The organism is Pseudarthrobacter sp. HLT1-3 (assembly GCF_059383535.1).
Window position 1 is genome coordinate 100,156 of sequence record NZ_JBWZCJ010000014.1, and the last position, 18,967, is coordinate 119,122.

General features: G+C 63.4%; 13 protein-coding genes. 8 read left to right on the forward strand and 5 right to left on the reverse strand.

The window, feature by feature from the left end; translation table 11 throughout:
• The first annotated feature begins 92 nt into the window (after positions 1 to 92).
• The 8 genes from AC50X9_RS13425 (at position 93) to AC50X9_RS13460 (ending at position 9,664) form a co-directional block, all read left to right on the forward strand.
• A complete protein-coding gene (locus tag AC50X9_RS13425; protein WP_494894257.1) occupies positions 93 to 1,538 on the forward strand; it encodes an NAD(P)/FAD-dependent oxidoreductase in 1,446 nt (481 codons plus the stop codon).
• Entirely contained in the window at positions 1,535 to 2,266 is a 732-nt protein-coding gene (locus tag AC50X9_RS13430; RefSeq protein ID WP_494894258.1) for a DUF1365 domain-containing protein, read from the forward strand. The genes AC50X9_RS13425 and AC50X9_RS13430 overlap by 4 nt, the downstream gene beginning before the upstream one ends.
• Positions 2,263 to 3,828, forward strand: coding sequence for a class I SAM-dependent methyltransferase (locus AC50X9_RS13435; protein WP_494894259.1), 1,566 nt, complete (start codon positions 2,263 to 2,265; stop codon positions 3,826 to 3,828). The genes AC50X9_RS13430 and AC50X9_RS13435 overlap by 4 nt, the downstream gene beginning before the upstream one ends.
• Before the next feature lie 621 nt (positions 3,829 to 4,449).
• The gene (gene nrdH / locus AC50X9_RS13440) at positions 4,450 to 4,695 is read left to right on the forward strand and encodes a glutaredoxin-like protein NrdH (RefSeq protein ID WP_494894260.1); all 246 of its coding nucleotides are present in this window, start codon (positions 4,450 to 4,452) and stop codon (positions 4,693 to 4,695) included.
• Between the two features lie 42 nt (positions 4,696 to 4,737).
• Positions 4,738 to 5,208 (forward strand): class Ib ribonucleoside-diphosphate reductase assembly flavoprotein NrdI, encoded by a 471-nt coding sequence (gene nrdI / locus AC50X9_RS13445; RefSeq protein WP_494894261.1) that lies wholly within the window; start codon positions 4,738 to 4,740, stop codon positions 5,206 to 5,208.
• Between the two features lie 86 nt (positions 5,209 to 5,294).
• A complete protein-coding gene (gene nrdE / locus AC50X9_RS13450; protein WP_494894270.1) occupies positions 5,295 to 7,415 on the forward strand; it encodes a class 1b ribonucleoside-diphosphate reductase subunit alpha in 2,121 nt (706 codons plus the stop codon).
• Between the two features lie 95 nt (positions 7,416 to 7,510).
• Positions 7,511 to 8,485 carry a class 1b ribonucleoside-diphosphate reductase subunit beta gene (gene nrdF / locus AC50X9_RS13455; RefSeq protein WP_024368367.1) on the forward strand — a complete coding sequence of 325 codons (975 nt, stop codon included), beginning with the start codon at positions 7,511 to 7,513 and terminating at the stop codon, positions 8,483 to 8,485.
• A 432-nt stretch (positions 8,486 to 8,917) separates the two neighbouring features.
• On the forward strand, positions 8,918 to 9,664 hold the full coding sequence (locus AC50X9_RS13460) for a toll/interleukin-1 receptor domain-containing protein (protein WP_494894262.1): 747 nt from the start codon (positions 8,918 to 8,920) through the stop codon (positions 9,662 to 9,664).
• Positions 9,665 to 9,846: 182 nt separating this feature from the next.
• On the opposite strand, the gene AC50X9_RS13465 is transcribed toward AC50X9_RS13460, so the two are convergent.
• From AC50X9_RS13465 to AC50X9_RS13485, 5 genes are all read right to left on the reverse strand, one after another.
• Positions 9,847 to 10,503 carry a DUF8453 domain-containing protein gene (locus AC50X9_RS13465; RefSeq protein ID WP_494894263.1) on the reverse strand — a complete coding sequence of 219 codons (657 nt, stop codon included), beginning with the start codon at positions 10,501 to 10,503 and terminating at the stop codon, positions 9,847 to 9,849.
• Between the two features lie 102 nt (positions 10,504 to 10,605).
• Positions 10,606 to 13,830 (reverse strand): type I restriction endonuclease subunit R, encoded by a 3,225-nt coding sequence (locus AC50X9_RS13470; protein ID WP_494894264.1) that lies wholly within the window; start codon positions 13,828 to 13,830, stop codon positions 10,606 to 10,608.
• Positions 13,831 to 13,996: 166 nt separating this feature from the next.
• The gene (locus AC50X9_RS13475) at positions 13,997 to 15,151 is read right to left on the reverse strand and encodes a restriction endonuclease subunit S domain-containing protein (RefSeq protein ID WP_494894265.1); all 1,155 of its coding nucleotides are present in this window, start codon (positions 15,149 to 15,151) and stop codon (positions 13,997 to 13,999) included.
• A gap of 14 nt (positions 15,152 to 15,165) precedes the next feature.
• Complete coding sequence (locus tag AC50X9_RS13480) at positions 15,166 to 16,794, reverse strand: class I SAM-dependent DNA methyltransferase (RefSeq protein ID WP_494894266.1); 1,629 nt, start codon at positions 16,792 to 16,794, stop codon at positions 15,166 to 15,168.
• Entirely contained in the window at positions 16,794 to 18,836 is a 2,043-nt protein-coding gene (locus AC50X9_RS13485) for a hypothetical protein (protein WP_494894267.1), read from the reverse strand. Before AC50X9_RS13485 ends, AC50X9_RS13480 begins: the two co-directional genes overlap by 1 nt.
• Between the last annotated feature and the right edge of the window lie 131 nt (positions 18,837 to 18,967).

An 18,967-nucleotide genomic window follows, 5' to 3' on the forward strand; every position in this document is an offset into this window, starting at 1 on the left:
ACATCCGCCGGCGCTCCCGCGACGAATTGCCCCTAAGAGGATTCACCAGGACGATTCAGCCAGTCGACGTACCAGCCAACAGGAGCAGATCAGTGTCAGATGCAGCAGGGATTCCCGAGGGCCGGCGGATAGCCGTGATCGGCAGCGGCGTGGCGGGACTGACCGCCGCCTATGTGCTGAACCGGCAGGACACCGTGACTCTCTTCGAGTCCGAGGCCCGACTCGGCGGCCACGCCCACACCCACGACGTGCCGCAGGCCGGCGGCCCGGTGCTCGGGATCGACACCGGCTTCATCGTCCACAACGAGCGGACCTACCCGACGCTGCTGCGGCTCTTCGCCGAACTGGGCATTAAAACGCAGGACTCGGAAATGAGCATGTCCGTCCGTTGCGACGGCTGCGGGCTGGAATACGCCGGCGCCCGGGCCAAGGGCCGCGGCATCCTTCCCCGGCCCGCCACCCTGCTGCGCGGACGGTACCTGCTGATGCTGCTCGAGGTGATGCGCTTCTACCGCCGCGCCAGTGCCCTGCTCGCCGAGGAGACCCCCGCAGGGGAGAACACAGCGGAGAGCTCAGGGGAAAACCCAGTGGACAACTCAGGGGAGCCCGAGCTGACCCTGGGCGAGTTCCTGGCCCGGGAGAAGTTCAGCGGCTACTTCATCTCGCACTTCATGACCCCGATCGTCAGCGCGGTCTGGTCCTGCGACCCCACCACGGCGCTTGCGTACCCGGCCCGCTACCTCTTCACCTTCCTGGCGCACCACGGCCTGCTCGGCGTCTCGGGCTCACCGCAGTGGCGCACCGTCACCGGCGGCTCGCGCAGCTACGTGGACAAGCTCGCCGCCACACTGCCGGACATCCGCCTGGCCAGCCCGGTCACCGGCGTGCGCCGCCACGCGGACGGCGTCACGGTGTCCATCGCCACCGGCGCCGGCACCGTAACCACCGAGACCTTCGACGCCGTCGTGATCGCCACGCACCCGGCGCAGGCGCTGGGCATGCTCAGCGACGCCTCGCCCGCCGAACGCGCTGCGCTCGCCGGGATGCCGTACTCGGTCAACCACACCGTCTTCCACCGCGACTCCGCCGTGCTGCCCTCCAGTGACAACGCGAAGGCGTCCTGGAACTACCGGCTGCCGTCCTGCGACGCCCGCCCGGACAAGGTCCTGGTCAGCTACGACATGACCCGGCTGCAGCGGCTCGAACCCGCCGACGGCGGCCGCTACATCGTCAGCCTGGGCGAATCCGAGCTGATCGCGGACCACACGGTGCTTGAACGGATGGTCTACGAGCACCCGCAGTACACTCCCGAGTCCCTGAAGGCCCAGCAGCGGATCCTGGCGCTCGGCGACGACCGGCTGGCCTTCGCCGGCGCCTACCACGGCTGGGGATTCCACGAGGACGGCGCCCTCTCCGGGGTCCGCGCCGCGGCCCGGCTGGGACGCAGCTGGGACGACGCCGCCGTCGCGCTGAACCAGGAGTACCGGGCCGTCGCGATCGACCCGGACCTGCAGAGCGTCGCCGCGGAGGGCTCATGAGCGCCCCGGCCGCCATCTACCGCACGTCCATCGCGCATGTGCGCCGCACCCCGCTGAAAAACGCCTTCACCTACCGCAGCTACAGCTGGTATGTCGACGTCGACCGGCTTCCCGTGCTGCCCCGCCTGCTCCGGCCGCTCGCCGGCTTCAGCGCCGCGGACCACCTGGGCGACCCGGACGGCACCCTGCGCGGCAATGTCGAGGCGTTCCTCGCCACCCGGGGGATCAGCCTCGACGGCGGCCGGATCACCATGCTGGCCAGCGCCCGGATGTTCGGGCATGTCTTCAACCCGCTGAGCCTGTTCTGGTGCCACGACGCCGCCGGGGAGTTGCGCTGCGTCCTCGCCGAGGTGCACAACACGTACGGGGAGCGGCACTGCTACCTGCTCGAAACGGACGACGCCGGCCGGGCCAGCGTCCCCAAGGCGTTCTACGTCTCCCCGTTCAACGACGTCGACGGCCAGTACCGGATGAAACTTCCGGAACCCGGCGACCGGCTCGCCGTCTCGATCGTGCTGGAACGCGAGGGGCAACAGCCCTTTATCGCCAGCATGGACGGCGAACGCCGCGAAGCCACCGTGCCGAACATCCTCGCCGCGGCGCTCGCGGTCCCGCTGGCACCCCTGCGCGTCTCCGTGCAGATCCGCTGGCAGGGAATTAAGCTTTGGGCACGTCGGCTGCCCATCATCAAACGACCGCACCACCCTTCACAGGAGGCTGTTCAGTGACCATCACCGAAGCGACCGGACCCGCCGCAGGGCGCCCGCACCAGGCGACGTCGGCTGCCCCCACCGGGCTGGCCACGGACACAGAAGCCCCCGACGCTGCCGCACCTGACACAGCTGCAGCTTCTACCGACACCACGTCGGCAGCCGCGACGTCGGCCGCCGCCACTCCGGCGGCAGCGACGGCGACGGCGTACCGGACCGGCGTCCCGTACACCGTCCCGCAGCCGCCCGCGGTGGTCGACGCCGACTTCTGGCCCGGCATCGCCACCGTCCCCTCCGGACTGAAAGCAGCGGTCGCCGGCCGCGTGGCCGAGGCCATCTTCAAGACCGCGGTGCGCCGGCTTCCGCTGGAGGTCCGGTACCCCGACGGCGCCGTGCTCGGCAAAGCCGCTTCCGGCAAAGGCAATGCCGATAAGCCCACCGCCGGGGAGTCAGGGTCCGGCCCGGCCCACCCCGTGATGACGATCAACCGGCCCGAGGCCTTCGCGGCCCGGGTTGGCGACGGCGGCCTGATCGGCCTGGGTGAGTCGTACATGGCCGGCGACTGGGACGCCGAGGACCTCACCGCGGTGCTCGAGGTCTTCGCGGGCAGCGTCGGCAACCTCGTGCCCGAACCGCTGCAGAAACTGCGCGCGCTGTACCTGCCGCGCCAGCCGCGCCGGGAACGCAACACCGAGCAGAACACCCGCTCGAACATCTCCCGGCACTACGACCTCTCCAACGAACTCTTTGCCACGTTCCTGGACGAGACCATGACCTACTCCAGCGCGCTCTTCCCGGCGTCCGGCGAGGCGATCAAGGGCGCGGCCTGGGACGGTCTGGCCGACGCGCAGCAGGCCAAGATCGACCGGCTGCTGGACAAGGCTGGCGTCACCCAGGGCACCAGGGTGCTGGAGATCGGGACCGGCTGGGGGGAACTCGCCCTCCGGGCCGCCCAGCGCGGCGCCACGGTCTACTCGGTCACCCTCTCCAGCGAGCAGCAGGAACTGGCCCGCCAGCGGGTCGCCGAGGCCGGCTACGCCGACGCGGTCACCATCGAACTCAAGGACTACCGCGCCGTCGAAGGCGAGTACGACGCCGTCGTCTCCGTCGAGATGATCGAGGCCGTGGGCTTCGAGTACTGGGCCACCTACTTCCAGACCATCGAACGGGTCCTCGCCCCGGGCGGGAAGGTCGCCATCCAGGCGATCACGATCGCGCACGACCGGCTGCTGGCCACCCGTTCCAGCTACACCTGGGTGCACAAATACATCTTCCCGGGCGGCGTCATTCCCTCCGTGCGGGCCATCGAGGAGATCACCGAGAAGCAGACCGGACTCCGCGTCCGCGAACGCCTCGCCATGGGGGAGCACTACGCCCAGACGCTCCGGCTCTGGGAGGAGCGCTTTATGGCCCGCGCCGCCGAGGTCCACGGCCTCGGCTTCGACGAAATCTTCCAGCGGATGTGGCTGTTCTACCTCTGCTACTCCCGGGCGGGTTTCGAAACCGGCTACCTCGATGTGCAGCAGATCGTGTTGGACAGCCGCAGGGTGGGCGAGCCGGGCGGCGGATCCGCCGCCTGACCGTGCCGCGCCCGGCGTCGCACGTGGCGGCGAACTGGGCGCAGCTGCCGGCGTCGCTCGGCGGCGAACTGAGCGCAGCTGTTAGACGCCTCACGCCGACAAAGGCGGGCACCCTCCTGGTGCCCGCCTTTGTCGTGTTCCCGGACACCATATGTGGTGTTGTGTGGCACCTTCCGGCCCCAAGCGCCGCACCCGCGACACGCCGTCTCCGGGGCGACACGCGGGGGAGTTAATTGTGCAAAGGTACTCCACAGCCTGTGGATTTCGTCCGGTTAAACTGCGGAATTACGGACATTTTGAGACACCCTGCCTGTGGACTGGCGGTGCATTAAATGACATACTTGTAATACATCATCTAGGGGTCCACGTCGGGCTCTTGCACTACATGTAGTATCGACATACAGTTCCAGCGGAGCAGCAATGCTCGCCAGGCAAGGCCAGTAACGGATGAGGATTCCTGTCCCGGATCGGCCCGCCCGGACTACTGGCACCAGAGGCTTACAAGGGGCTCCGCAAGGGGCCCGGCACCAAAGACGCAACAGAGACTCAGCTCAAACGCAGTGGCTAGATCGCAGCAAAAACTACGCAGTACCAAAGACTTCAACAAAGGGGACAGGGACCATGACCGTTACGGTTTACACGAAGCCGGCCTGTGTTCAGTGCAACGCTACATACCGCGCGCTGGACAAGAAGGGCATTACCTACCAGAGCGTCGACATCTCGCAGGATGCGGATGCCCTCGAGCGCCTGAAGGCCCTGGGCTACATGCAGGCCCCGGTTGTCGTCACGGACCAGGACCACTGGTCAGGGTTCCGCCCGGACAAGATCGAAGAACTGGCGCAGGCTGTCTCCGTCGCCGTAGCCTGAACCGCTTCGCAAGAAATCACGTCAGATGAGGTGAGGAACTCCATGGCATTGGCAACAGCCGATACGCCGCTGGCAGCAGACACCGTCCAAACCACCAGCAACCACCTCATCTACTTCTCCTCCACGTCGGAGAACACCGCACGCTTCGTCCGGAAGCTGGGCTTCGACGCGGCACGGATCCCCCTCCACGCGAAGGAACCCGCGCTCGTGGCCACCGAGCCCTTCGTGCTGGTGCTTCCCACCTACGGCGGCACCGGGGGAGAGGGATCCGTTCCGAAACAGGTCATCCGCTTCCTGAACGATCCGCGCAACCGGCAACAGATCCGCGGAGTGATCGCGGCGGGCAACACGAACTTTGGGGACAACTACTGCATGGCCGGCGACATCATCGCCGCGAAATGCAAGGTCCCGCATTTATATCGATTCGAACTCATGGGGACGCCGGAAGACGTCAGCCGAGTACAACAAGGATTGGAACAATTTTGGACACGACTGTCGCAGACACAGAAGTAACCGGGTCCGGCTCCGCCGCAGCGAAGCCCGCCGCCGCCGTCGAAAAGCACGTCGAGAAGCACACCGTCCCGGGTGAGAAGCCGGCGATGCCGGCGGCCTTCCAGGGCCTGGGCTACCACGAGCTCAACGCCATGCTGAACCTCTACGGCCCGAACGGGGAGATCCAGTTCGACGCCGACCGCGAGGCCGCGCACCAGTACTTCCTGCAGCACGTGAACAACAACACCGTTTTCTTCCACGACCTTGAGGAAAAGCTCGACTACCTCGTCAAGAACGACTACTACGAGCGCGAAACCCTCGACCAGTACACGATGAACTTCATCCGCGATCTCTACAACCGCGCGTACAAAAAGAAGTTCCGCTTCGAGACGTTCCTCGGCGCGTTCAAGTTCTACACCTCCTACACGCTGAAGACGTTCGACGGAAAGCGCTTCCTGGAGCGCTACGAGGACCGCGTCTGCATGGTGGCCCTGCACCTGGCCCGCGGCGACGAGCGGCTCGCCACCCAGATGGTCGACGAGATCATCGAGGGCCGCTTCCAGCCGGCCACCCCGACGTTCCTGAACGCCGGCAAGAAGCAGCGCGGCGAGCTGGTCTCCTGCTTCCTGCTCCGCATCGAAGACAACATGGAGTCGATCGGCCGTTCCATCAACTCCGCGCTGCAGCTGTCCAAGCGCGGCGGCGGCGTGGCGTTCGCGCTGACCAACATCCGCGAGGTCGGCGCGCCGATCAAGCAGATCGAGAACCAGTCCTCCGGCGTCATCCCCGTGATGAAGCTTCTCGAGGACAGCTTCTCCTACGCCAACCAGCTCGGTGCCCGCCAGGGTGCCGGCGCGGTGTACCTGCACGCCCACCACCCGGACATCTACCGCTTCCTGGACACCAAGCGGGAGAACGCGGACGAGAAGATCCGCATCAAGACCCTCTCGCTCGGCGTCGTGATCCCGGACATCACCTTCGAGCTGGCCAAGAAGGACGAGGACATGTACCTGTTCTCGCCGTACGACGTCGAACGCGTCTACGGGATGCCGTTCTCCGACGTCTCGGTCACCGAGAAGTACTACGAGATGGTGGACGATTCCCGGATCAAGAAGACCAAGATCAAGGCGCGCGAATTCTTCCAGACCCTCGCCGAGATCCAGTTCGAATCCGGATACCCGTACATCATGTTCGAGGACACCGTGAACCGGGAAAACCCGATCGACGGCAAGATCATCATGTCCAACCTGTGCTCCGAGATCCTCCAGGTCTCCCAGCCCACGACCTACCACGATGACCTGTCCTACGACCAGACAGGCAAGGACATCTCCTGCAACCTGGGCTCGCTGAACATCGCCAAGGCGATGGACTCACCGGACTTCGGCCTGACCATCGAGACCGCCATTCGGTCCCTCTCAGCCGTCTCGGACATGTCCAACATCACCTCGGTGCCCTCGATCGCCCGCGGCAACGACCAGAGCCACGCCATCGGCCTCGGCCAGATGAACCTGCACGGCTACCTGGCCCGCGAGCGGGTGCACTACGGGTCCGAAGAAGGCATTGACTTCACCAACATCTACTTCTACTCGGTGGTGTTCCACGCGGTCCGCGCCTCCAACCGGCTGTCCATCCAGACCGGCCAGACCTTCGGCGGCTTTGAGAAGTCCAAGTACGCCTCGGGCGAGTTCTTCGACAAGTACACGAACCAGGAATGGGTCCCGCAGACCGCCAAGGTCGCGGAACTGTTCAAGAACATCCACATCCCCACGCAGGATGACTGGCGCGAGCTGAAGGCATCCGTCATGGAGCACGGCATCTACAACCAGAACCTGCAGGCCGTCCCGCCGACGGGCTCGATCAGCTACATCAACAACTCCACCTCCTCGATCCACCCGGTGGCGTCCAAGATCGAGATCCGCAAGGAAGGCAAGCTGGGCCGCGTGTACTACCCGGCGCCGTACCTGACGAACGACAACCTGGAGTACTACCAGGACGCGTACGAGATCGGCTACGAGAAGGTCATCGACACCTACGCCGCGGCCACCCAGCACGTGGACCAGGGCCTGTCCCTGACGCTGTTCTTCAAAGACACCGCCACCACGCGCGACATCAACAAGGCCCAGATCTATGCCTGGAAGAAGGGCATCAAGACCATCTACTACATCCGTCTCCGCCAGCTCGCGCTGGAAGGGACTGAGGTGGACGGCTGCGTCAGCTGCATGTTGTAACCGATATCGGTTGATTTTGCTTCAGTACGACGGCGGGCGCCCGCCCGCCGTCGTACGCTTTAACCAGAGACTTAACCCAACTTTTAGGGGATGACATGACCGAGAAGGTCAAGCTGCTTAGCCACGTTGAGGCCATTAACTGGAACCGCATCCAGGACGACAAGGACGTGGACGTCTGGAACCGCCTGGTCAACAACTTCTGGCTGCCGGAGAAGATCCCGCTGTCCAACGACGTGCAGTCGTGGGCGACACTGACCCCGGACGAGCAGCAGCTCACCATGCGCGTGTTCACCGGTCTGACCCTGCTGGACACCATCCAGGGCACCGTCGGCGCCGTCTCGCTGATTCCGGACGCGATCACTCCGCATGAAGAGGCTGTCTATACGAACATCGCCTTCATGGAGTCCGTGCACGCGAAGAGCTACTCCTCCATCTTCTCCACGCTGGCCTCCACCAAGGAGATCGACGAGGCGTTCCGCTGGTCCACCGAGAACGTGAACCTGCAGAAGAAGGCCCAGATCGTCATGGACTACTACCAGGGCGACGATCCCCTGAAGCGCAAGGTGGCCTCCACTCTGCTGGAGAGCTTCCTGTTCTACTCCGGCTTCTACCTGCCGATGTACTGGTCCTCGCGGGCCAAGCTGACGAACACGGCCGACCTGATCCGCCTGATCATCCGCGACGAGGCAGTGCACGGCTACTACATTGGCTACAAGTTCCAGAAGGGCCTGGAGGGCCTGTCCGAGGAGCGCAAGCAGGAGATCAAGGACTACACCTTCGAGCTGCTCTTCGAGCTGTACGAAAACGAGGTCCAGTACACGCACGACCTCTACGACTCCGTCGGCCTGGCCGAGGACGTCAAGAAGTTCCTGCACTACAACGCCAACAAGGCGCTGATGAACCTGGGCTACGAGGCCATGTTCCCGGCCTCCGTCACCGACGTGAACCCGGCCATCCTGTCGGCCCTGTCACCGAACGCGGACGAGAACCACGACTTCTTCTCGGGGTCGGGTTCGTCTTATGTGATTGGCAAGGCTGTTAATACTGAGGATGACGACTGGGACTTCTAGGTTGTGTGGTTCGTCCGTCGTCCTTCTTCTTCTTCTCCGTTCCGTCCGTCCGGTCCATTTACCTTCTTGGTTGACCGGACACTTGGTCTTTTCGTCCAGTTAGTTTGTCGCTAGTGCACTTGGGTCTTTGGTCCTTCGGATGCCGACGCGGTGGCGGCGACGCCCGCCGGCCTGCGGTTCGCGGGTAGTTTGCGAGGGCCGGCGTGTCGGTGGTTATTTCGGATGTCTTCGGTACTTGACCGTGCAACGTGGGGGCGACCTAGACGTAAGCAACCAGATTACGCGCGTTCGGGGGGGAGAGTTCGGCTCGTTTGGAAGTAGTGGAACTGTTATTCGGAAGCCAAAGGGGCATCATTGAGTTACGAAAGCGAGTTGCGGCGCCTGCGTTCTGAATAATCCAGGCACAGGGGCGACGTTGCCAAGGCTTCTGGGGTGGTGGCAGCTCAACGGAAGAAGGCAGCAGACGCGAGCAGTGCGGCCAGCAGATCGACAAGCACGTCGACAGTCAAAAGCAAGCTTGCCGAAGCGGAGCGTGCGACTAAGGCAGCAAATGACGCCGAGAAGAAGCGCGCTGATTCCGAAACCAAACTCGCTGGCATCGAAACGAAGGTCTACGCCACTCAACAGAAGTACGAGAAGGAACAACGAGACGCGCAGACTAAGGCCTTCGCCCAGCTGAGGCGGGAAAATGATCGGGCTGCCCTTCAATTTCGCGCTCCTGCTCGAATTGGATCAGCGATCTCGGCCGCCCTGCCTGTCACTGCAACATCAGACGTGTTCCTCTCCCACGCCAGTGAAGATAAGGACGACATCGCACGTCCACTGAAGGACGCCCTTGAGAGCCGCGGAATCTCAGTCTGGTTCGATGAACTAAAGATTAAGCTGGGCCAGAGTATCCGACAGGAGATTGAGACCGGGATAGCGAACTGCCGGTTCGGCGTGGTCATTGTCTCGCCGGATTTCTTCAGAAAGCAATGGACTCAGGCGGAACTGGATGCTCTCTTCGGGAGAAAGATGGAATCCGGAGAGAACCTGATCCTCCCGGTTTGGCATCGAGTGTCCAAGAACGAGGTCATGACCCAATCCCCCTTGCTTGCCGGGATTCTGGCGCTGAACTCGTCACTTACGACCATCGAGGAAATGGCGGAGGAAATTGCGGGGGTCATTCGTGCTAGCTAAGGGAGTTCTTGCGTCGGTGCTCGTAGACTGAGTTGATGACTGGGGGAATTGGTTTGCGGAACGCCTCGGCAGGTTGGTCTGGCAATTGGCGGCAGACAGTTAATGAGAATTCCTAGGGCGGATATGTATTTATTGAGCCTCCTCGTTCGTCGACCATGGCTGGCCCCATTGGAGGAATAACATTATTTCTGCCCGTTACTGACTGCCTGGGTGATGTTCTTCAATTGCTGGATGACTTCCTTCATCTGCTGATCTAAGTCCCTGCTAGACGTGGTGGTGAGGTCGTGCATACGCTTTACCATAGCCAGGGGATATGTCTCTGTGTAACGACGATTTACTCCTGGTATGAGATTTAAGATGCTTCGTCTGTCGTACGAAATGGTGATCTCTTCGTCATCCTTAGGTAGGCCGTCTATTGCTTTCTGATGTTCCGTTCCCAAGATCCAGCCATTTACTTCCTTCTGCCCAGGACCCCACGTGTGAATAGGCGTAGAATACTTCTTCAGGAGGTATTCCTTATATAGCTCCGCGTTACTTCCGGCCGGAGCCTTTGTGTCGACATAGTTCTTGGTAAATTTGACTAAAACGTTGGAAGCAGGCGAAGCACCGTGATTCGTGATTGCGAGATCAAGCCCGCCTCCCCATTTCGTCAGCTCGAGTTCTGGAGTCAGAACTGGCCTGTTCCGGCCCCGGCTGTCGCCTATGGCAGCCGCTACGGTGGCTACACCGGCGAGGACCAAGAGTGCAGTGGCCAAGGCCGTCAAGGCCGTCCAGCCTGTGGAAGATAGGCCTAGAAATGTCTCAGTCGTCGGCACAAACTCGTCGGCTGTTGCAACCATTTGGTATCCTTCTCTTGACATGATCGGTACAGTTACTATCGCTTCAGGCGCGTGAGATTTCGACAAACCGTGACAGGACTGAACTCGAGGATCGGATCGGATTCAGCGCCGTGCGTCGGCAAAACGCGGGGCCATGGACTCCATCTGTTCCATGACCAGCTTGATGGCCTCCGGCTGCTTGTCCGGCGGGTAGCCGAAACGGACCAGGAGCCGTTTGATTGACGACCGCAGCTTCGCCCGGACATCGTCACGCACAGTCCAGTCAGTACGCACGTCACGGCGCATCACCGACACTAGTTCGCGGGCGATGTCCGCCAGCATGCCTTCGCCCTGGACCTCCACCGCAGACTGGTTCTGCGCCACGGCATCGTAAAACGCCAGCTCATCGGAATTCAGCGGGGGAGTGAACCGGGCGCCGCGGTGGCTCTCGGCGGCCACTTCACGGGCCAGCTCCACGAGCTCCGCGATTACCTCCGCAGACGTCAACTGCTGGTTAGTGTACTTCTTCATGAGCTCGGTGATCCGCTCGGAGAAGGCGCGCTGGCGGATCACGTTGTTCCGGGTTGTCTTCGCTGACTCGTCGGAAATGAGCTTCCGCAGTGCCTCGATGGCCAGCTGCGGGTTGCGCGCCTGCTGGGTCTTGACGATGAACTCCGGGGTCAGGTCATCCAAGGATGGCTTGGGCATGCCTGCAGCCTCGTAGATGTCCAGCACTTCGCCGGACGACGTCGCGGTAGCGATCAGGTTGCCGAGCAGCCGCTGGATCTCTTCCGGCACCGGTTCGCCGCTGGCCTGCCGGTCGGCGGCGTCGAACTTGGCCATGTACACCCGGGTCTCTTCGTAGACCTGGATCTCCGGGCGCAGCTCGGCCAGGGTCTCGGACCCAGAGCACAGCGCCCACGCCCGGGAGAGCTGGCTGGAAAAGCGCCGGTACTTTGAGGCCAGTGTCTCCTCTCCCGCGACGGGCTGGTTCCCCGGTGTCTCCGGGCTGCGAAGGTAGTTCGCCGCGCCCGTCGCCGCCGACACGAACGCCTTTGGGCCGCCCTTCATCAGCACGTCCCTCCAGTCGTAGCCGGCGAGCAGCCCCCGCAGGGACTCCACCAGGTCACGCGCGGCAGCAGCGGCCTCGTCAATGTTCTTGCCCACCGGCTTGTTCGCCCGGTCGGATTGCGTGTATTCACCCAGAGCCTTGGCCAGGTTCTCCGCCAGGGGGGCGTACGCCACCAGCAGCCCGTCCTTCTTGCCGCGGAACGTGCGGTTTACGCGGGCCAGGGTCTGCATCAGCAGGGCGCCCTTGAGCGGCCGGTCCAGATACAGGGTGTGCAGCGGCGGCGAGTCGTAGCCAGTGAGCATCATGTCTTTGACGATCACCAGTTCCAGCTCGTCGTCCACGTCCTTGAGCCGTTCCTTCACGGTCGCGTTCAGTGAGTCGCGGCGCACGTGGTTGGAGACCGGAGGCACATCGGACGCTGTCCCGGAGTAGACCACCTTGATTTTGCCTTTAGCGAGATCGTCGGAATGCCAGTCCGGCCGCAGCTCAACAACCGCCGTGTACAGCTTCGCGCAGATTTCCCGCGTCCCGCCCACGATCATTGCCTTGCCTGGGGCCTCGATGAACTTCCCCATCCGTGCGCTGCGGTTCTCCCAGTGCGCCACCAGATCAGCGGCCAGCGCCGCGATCCGCTGCGGCGCACCGTACACGGCGTTCACGACGGCGACACTCGCCTCGATGCGCGCCCGTTCCGTCTCGTCCAGGCCCAGAGTGGCCTCGTCAGCCGCCTGATCAAGGATCTCCTCCGTTACGTCCGAGGCCAGCCCCACCTTGATGAGCCGTGGCTCGAAGTACACCGGCACGGTGGCACCGTCCTCCACTGCCCGGGAGAGATCGTAGATGTCGATGTATTCGCCAAACACGTCCTGGGTATTGCGGTCATCGAAGGAGATCGGTGTCCCGGTGAAGGCGATCAGCGTCGCGTGGGGGAGGGCATCGCGGAGGTGCCGTGCGTAGCCGTCCAGGTCGTCATAGTGCGAGCGGTGCGCCTCGTCCACCACCACAATGATGTTGCGCCGGTCGGACAGCAGCGGGTGGTCGGCGCCGGCGTCCTTCTCCGACTTGCTGCGGCCGAACTTCTGCAGGGTGGTGAAGTAGATGCCGCCGGTGGTGCGGTTGCTCAGCTCGTCCCGGAGTTCGGAGCGTTTCCTGATCTGCTTGGGGGACTCCGCGAGCAGAAGGCTGCGATCAAAGCCCGCGAACAGCTGGCCGTCGAGTTCGTTGCGGTCTGTGATGACCACGACGGTGGGGTTCTTGAGCTTGGGGTGCCTTGCCACCAGATTCGCGTAGAGCTCCATCTCCATGGACTTGCCCGAACCCTGTGTGTGCCAGACGACGCCGGCCTTACCATTGCTCTCCACGGCCTGGACGGTGCTGCCCACGGCCTTGGTTACTGCGAAATACTGGTGCGGCTTGGCAATGCGTTTGGACAGTCCGTCCGATCCCTCGTCAAAGGCAGTGAAATTCCGGACCAGTTGCAGGAAGCGCTCCTGGTTGAAGAGCCCCTGAAGTGACGTCTCCAGCGCCGTCACAGCTTCGCCGTCTTCCATGTACCCGGGCGCGACGGGCACGCCGTCGTCGTCGACGTTCCAGGGTGAGAAGTGGTTGAGTGGAGTGAAGGGCGTGCCGTACTTGGCCTGGATTCCGTCAGAGGCGAGCGTGAACACGCAGAAGCGGAACGCCATAGGGAACTCGCGCAGGTAGGTCTGCAGCTGGGCGTGCGCTGAGGCTACGTCGGCGGTGGCGCTGCCGGCCTTCTTGAGTTCGATGATGCTCACCGGCATGCCATTGCAGTAGAGCACGACGTCGAAGCGGCGTTTGTAGTCGCCCTGCACCAAGGTGACCTGGTTGACGGCGAGCCAGTCGTTCTGGTCCGGGTCCGAGCTGAGGAGGTGGATGGTGGGGTTGGCCTCGTTGCCATCCGAGTCGATGTAACTGAGCCGGCACCCCTCCACGAGGTAACTGTGGATGCGGTGGTTCTCCGTGATGGCGTCGTTGGACTTGGGCGCGGCGATTTCGGTGAGGGCCTGCTGAAGGTATTGGGCCGGGACCGTCGGGTTGAACCGCTGGAGGGCCGCGAGCAACCGGGGCCGGATCAGCAGCTCGTCCCAGGAATCCCGCTCGCCCCTGCCGGGTGCGATGCCCTGCCCGGTGGCAGGGCGCCAGCCGAGCGGTTCGGCCAACAGCTCTAAGGCGACGCCTTCCCAGTCGGCTTCGGAAAAGGCTACGGCGGGTGCTGCTGTCACGGTGGTTCCCCCTGGTTGACCGGATGTCATGCTAAGTGTCGGGTGAAAATCGGCTTCGAGTTCGCCGATGCTGGGCAGGATCAGCGCCCTGCGTGGTACCCGGGCAATTGTGAAAGGGGCGCCTTCACAATTGTTTGGCTTGCCACGTCGCGACAATCGGCTACGGTGTTGTTGGCTGACGCGCCACTTGGCGGTTTCATACCCCCGCGCCCTCCAGTTTCTTCTCTGCGTCCTTGACTAGGAGCTTGCCGGACATGAGCTGCGGGAGGAGAGCGTCACGGGTGGCATTCAAATGTGTGTTTTCCAGACTCAGACTCTTGAGTAGGGAAAGCAGATGCCTGTGACGCAATGCAAAATCAGCCGCGTTCGGGGCGTCCGGGATTGAGACTTCCTTTTTCATCAGCAGTTGCCAATGGCGCTTGTACTCCTCGTGATTCTGCAGGCCGTTCAATGCGCAGTACAGGGTCAGTGACGGTACTCCAGAACCCCTAAACGGCACTGTATTGGGCCCCACAATGAATCTCTCCGCAGAGATGCGAAGCTTGCAGGTGTGATCTCCGAAGTAAAGGATTGGCTCCTCTGCACTGGCCTCAAGGAAACCATCACCGTTCAAATAGCCGAGGAAGCCGGAGTCGCTTTGATCGAATACCGGGAACGCTCCGTGGTCGGTCAGTTCGTCCTTCGTGAACTTGCGTTTTGACCTGAGACGTTCGACCAGATTCTCTACCGGGACTGTGAGCGATGGTGACACCATGGCAAGTCCTCGATATGCGGCCTGGAGCAGTTTGTGTGTGGTTACCGAGAGTTGCATGTTGGCGGAAATCTTGTCGTCGAGGCTCCCCATTACTTCCGCGATGGCCCCCTGATCCGACAACTTAGGCAAAGGAATCCGTTGTGAAGCCGCAAACTGCGTGAACTGGAACCGGGCGACCCCAGTGTGCTGTACCTGGTACTTTTCGATTTCCCCGGACTGGTAGAGACCCTGCATGAACCAGTAGAGGTAGCGAGGGTCGATTATCTCGGGGTCGGCGCGCATGAATCGAGCAAAACTCGCGCACGTTATCGGCCCGTCGAAGGCGTCTGTCACTCGTTGAGTAATCAACATGGTGCGGCCAGTTGGTCTCCCGGGAGAACCACCGGCGGTTTCGATGAGTACGTCGTTGATTTGGACAGTCCGACGCTCGACGGTATGACTCGGAAGAAATCTGAGTGGTACCGAGCGCACGTCGCCGTGAGATGCCGAAATGAAGTCGGTGGCTCTAATTACGTGGTAGGGGAGCAAGCCCACTGCGGGTTCACTACTGCCCCAGTCACCATCCTTCGTTTCAAGCAGAAGCTCCTTCAGAAGCATGGATGTCGCACTTTTCACGAAACCCTCCCGAGTTGCTCGCGCACAACCTGTGCCAGCCGCTCGGACTCCTCGAACTGGTCAAACAGCTCCTTGGATAGAAGTGCAATCTTGTCCTGGATCGGCACCCCGTCGTCCTCAACGTCGGCTGCCCCGACGTATCGACCCGGCATCAGGACGTAGTCTGCAGCCTTGACCTCAGCGAGGCTGGCGGAATAGCAGAAGCCGGCTTCGTCGTCGTATGTCAGTCCATTTTCCGTCGCTGAAGCAGTGCCCCGCCAGGCGTGGAAGGTATTGGCGATCTTCGCGATGTCATCATCGGACAGTGCACGTTCTGTACGGTCAACCATGTGCCCTAAGTCTCTGGCATCGATGAATAGCACTTGGCCCGTGCGGTCCACAGATCCTTGTTTGCCGGGGGTCTTATCTTTTGCGAAGAACCAGGTACAGACCGGAATGGCCACGCTGCGGAAAAGTTGCGTAGGCAGCGCAACCATGCACGAGACGAGGTCTGCTTCCACGAGCTGGGCGCGGATTTCACCCTCGCCGCCGGAGTTGGCGGACATGGAACCGTTCGCCATGACCACGCCGGCGCTGCCGCCGGGGGCGAGCTTGGAGATGATGTGCTGGATCCAGGCGTAGTTGGCGTTGCCGGCCGGGGGGACGCCGTACTTCCAGCGGGGGTCGGACTCGGAGCGGGCCCAGTCCTTGATGTTGAAAGGCGGGTTGGCCATGATGAAGTCTGCGCCGTTGTTGCCGGTCAGCTCGGGGTGCTGGTCGCGGGCGAAGGTGTCGCCCCAGCGGGAAGCAAGGTTGGCGTTGAGGCCGTGGATGGCGAGGTTCATCTTGGCCATTCGCCAGGTGCGCTCGTTGAGCTCCTGGCCGTAGACGGAGATGTCCGAGCCCTCCATGTTGTGCGCTGCCAGGAACTTTTCGGCCTGGACGAACATGCCGCCCGAGCCGCAGCAGGGATCGTAGACGCGGCCGCGGTGCGGTTCGAGAACCTCCACCAGGACCCGGACCACGCCAGCGGGGGTGTAGAACTCGCCGCCGCGCTTGCCCTCGGCCTTGGCGAACTTCTCCAGGAAGTACTCGTACACCTCGCCGAGCAGGTCGCGGGCCTTGCTGGCGCCCTGGCCGGTGAAACGGGCAGAGTTGAACAGATCCAGCAGCTCGCCGAGGCGGCGCTGGTCCACGTTGTCGCGGTTGTAGATGCGGGGGAGCGTGGCAGCGAGGCTCTTGTTGTCGGCCATGATGAGGTCCATGGCCTCATCCAGGAGCTGCCCGATCTGCTTGGGCTCGGCGCCGCCCATCGATGGGAGGCCCTTGGCGTTCTCGGCCAGGTACGTCCAGCGCGCCCGCTCCGAGACCCAGAACACGCCGCGGCCGGTGTACTCGTCCACGTCGTCGATCAGCTGAGCGATCTGCTCCTCATTGAGCCCGTCCCCTTCCAGCTCGGCCTGGATCTGCCCGCGGCGCTCCTCGAAGGCGTCCGAGACGTACTTCAGGAATACCAGTCCCAGGATCACGTCCTTGTACTGGGAGGCATCCATGGAGCCGCGCAGCTTGTCCGCGGCCTTCCAAAGGGTGTCCTTGAGTTCCTTCATGGTGGACGGGGCGAGCTCCACCTTCAATTTCGGGGGCATTACTGGGTTCCTTCGGTCTGTGGTTCGGCGAGCTTACTGCTGGGTTCTGTCAGGGTGAGGCTTCCGCCCGCTACGCCGTCCGTAATCAGGGTAGCGAGTTCCTCCAGGCGTTTGAGGCGTTCGCGGGCCAAGTCCTGCCCGTGTTGCAGCCTTGCAAGCGATGCGGCGAGCTGGTCTCGTTGGGCATCCGGCACGTGGCGCAGGCGCCACTGGCGCCAGGTCTTGTCCGTTGCGGGAAGGGTGTTGATGTCCGCGGCGACGACGTCGGGCAGCAGCCCGCCGGGGTCGCCGGCGTCGATCCGCAGCACTCGGGCAGGAAACACGACGGCGGAGCCGCCGTCGTGATCCACCAGAGCGGCGGGGTGGGGGCTCGTGCAGAACACGACGTCGCCCGGCTCAGTGAGCCGGCCGGAAGGATTGTTGGCGGCAAACTCGAGAAGGTCGATGTACCGCTGCGGCGCAGCATGCGGGTTGAGGAGATCCGCCGGTCCGAGGAGCCTGATGCCCTCCGGTTTGGTCGCGGTTGCCTCCGGAACCCGGTTGCCCTTGATGTACCGAAGGTTACCCAAACGCAGCAGTTCCTCGACCTTGGTGGTGCCCGTTGCCGCCGGTGCCTCCACCGGCTCAACCACAAGCCCGGCTTCCGTGGACCCGGAGTGTCCGGATCTGAGCAGTTCGTCGATCCTCAAGGCGGTCTCGGCGCTGGCCCTGACGCGCGTAGTCGTTGGTGCGGCCGCCGCCACGAGGCATCCCTTTCCGGCCAGCAATGTACGGGTGGGAATGAGGCGTGCGAAGCGGAAGGAATGCGCGCGGAGAGTCCAGCGGTTGCCCATAGCGGCAACGACGTCGCTGACGAGGTCCTGGCTGACGCCCTGCGTGAGTTGCCGGGTGCTGAGGTCAGCCACCATGGTCCAGCGGTCGACGATAGGGACTTCGGCGAAGGACGGCCCAAGGATCCAGAGGGCCTGGAGCTCCCGGGGTTTGGCCTTGAGCAGGCCGGGCGGCAGCTGGACGATGGCCCGGACGCGGCCTGAGCGCAACAGGTCGCCTCGCAGGTTGCCGGTTGTTCCGGTCAGGGGAGCGGACAGCAGTCTGGCAGGTGCGATTATTACGGCGCGCTGGGCGTCGTCCATTTGCAGCACGATGTTTTCGATTCCCGTCAGGATGTCCTCCGCAGTGGCACGGGGGTTGCCGGGGGAGGGGTACTGGGCCACCTGAATTGCTGGCCCGGAGACGGCGAGGCCGTCTTCGCCCCTGATGCTGACCAATCCCGTGTCGGCGCCGTGGACCGCGAGCCGTCGCCGCAAGAGGCGCGCGGCGGCGCCGTCGTCGTCCGTGGCCAAGACCGGAACGTTGGCGGCATCGGCGTGTGCCTGGAGAATCGCGACCAGGAGGTCGCCGCCGCCGGCCGTCGGATCGACAAATACCGGGCGACCGTCCAGGGTGGCGGCCAGTGCCGTGGCGGCCGACGCGACCAGAGACAGGGCCGGTGCCGTGAGGGCGGTGTCCGCGTGTTCGCGAAGTCCGGCACGGAAGCGGTCCGCCAGGAGCATTTCGAATGCTGCCGGTGCGCTGTACGCACTGTCGGTCAGTCTGTCCCCATAGCCGGCCAGCGCCGTCAACTCGTCTCTCAGGGCTTCCAGTTCGGCGTAGAGCAGGCGATCGTCCGGGTCGCATTCGTCCGCGACGTCCAGTAGCTGATCCGTGCCGAGCGTTGACAGTTGTCGGCCGGTCAGGACCTTCAACGCCATGAGCGACGTCAGGGCGTTGAAGGTCTCCCGCCGGCCTTGCAGAGCCGGGGCGGCAAAGGCGGCGGCGTCGTACCGCGCCTCGGTGTTGTTGCCGCGGCCGGTGGCTTCCAGCCATGCGCCGACTTGGTCGGCGTCGAATAGTTCCCTCCCGCCGTCGAGCGCTGCCGGAGCCGGAAACGGGTGGGCAGACGCGGCGCTGCGCTTGCGCCACATGGACACGACGGGGCGCTGGACCTGCGCCAGGGCGGCAACGTCCGAGAGGGTCATGCGCAGGGCTTCTGCTTCGTTCATTTGCGCCTCCTTACGACGTCGACGCTCAGCCTAGACGATATGAAGTGAGGGGTGCGGGGCCCCCAGCCCCGTCCGGGACCGGGCCATTATCGCCGGGTCGGCCCGGCAGCGCCGGCTTTGGTGTAGTCCGT

Excerpts from the sequence above, each read along its gene's own strand:
- AC50X9_RS13430 (WP_494894258.1), top strand. The coding sequence starts at position 1,535 with ATGAGCGCCCCGGCCGCCATCTACCGCACGTCCATCGCGCATGTGCGC.
- nrdH (WP_494894260.1), top strand. The coding sequence starts at position 4,450 with ATGACCGTTACGGTTTACACGAAGCCGGCCTGTGTTCAGTGCAACGCT.
- nrdI (WP_494894261.1), top strand. The coding sequence starts at position 4,738 with ATGGCATTGGCAACAGCCGATACGCCGCTGGCAGCAGACACCGTCCAA.
- nrdE (WP_494894270.1), top strand. The coding sequence starts at position 5,295 with ATGCCGGCGGCCTTCCAGGGCCTGGGCTACCACGAGCTCAACGCCATG.
- nrdF (WP_024368367.1), top strand. The coding sequence starts at position 7,511 with ATGACCGAGAAGGTCAAGCTGCTTAGCCACGTTGAGGCCATTAACTGG.
- AC50X9_RS13465 (WP_494894263.1), bottom strand. The coding sequence starts at position 10,503 with ATGGTTGCAACAGCCGACGAGTTTGTGCCGACGACTGAGACATTTCTA.
- AC50X9_RS13470 (WP_494894264.1), bottom strand. The coding sequence starts at position 13,830 with ATGACATCCGGTCAACCAGGGGGAACCACCGTGACAGCAGCACCCGCC.
- AC50X9_RS13475 (WP_494894265.1), bottom strand. The coding sequence starts at position 15,151 with ATGCTTCTGAAGGAGCTTCTGCTTGAAACGAAGGATGGTGACTGGGGC.
- AC50X9_RS13480 (WP_494894266.1), bottom strand. The coding sequence starts at position 16,794 with ATGCCCCCGAAATTGAAGGTGGAGCTCGCCCCGTCCACCATGAAGGAA.
- AC50X9_RS13485 (WP_494894267.1), bottom strand. The coding sequence starts at position 18,836 with ATGAACGAAGCAGAAGCCCTGCGCATGACCCTCTCGGACGTTGCCGCC.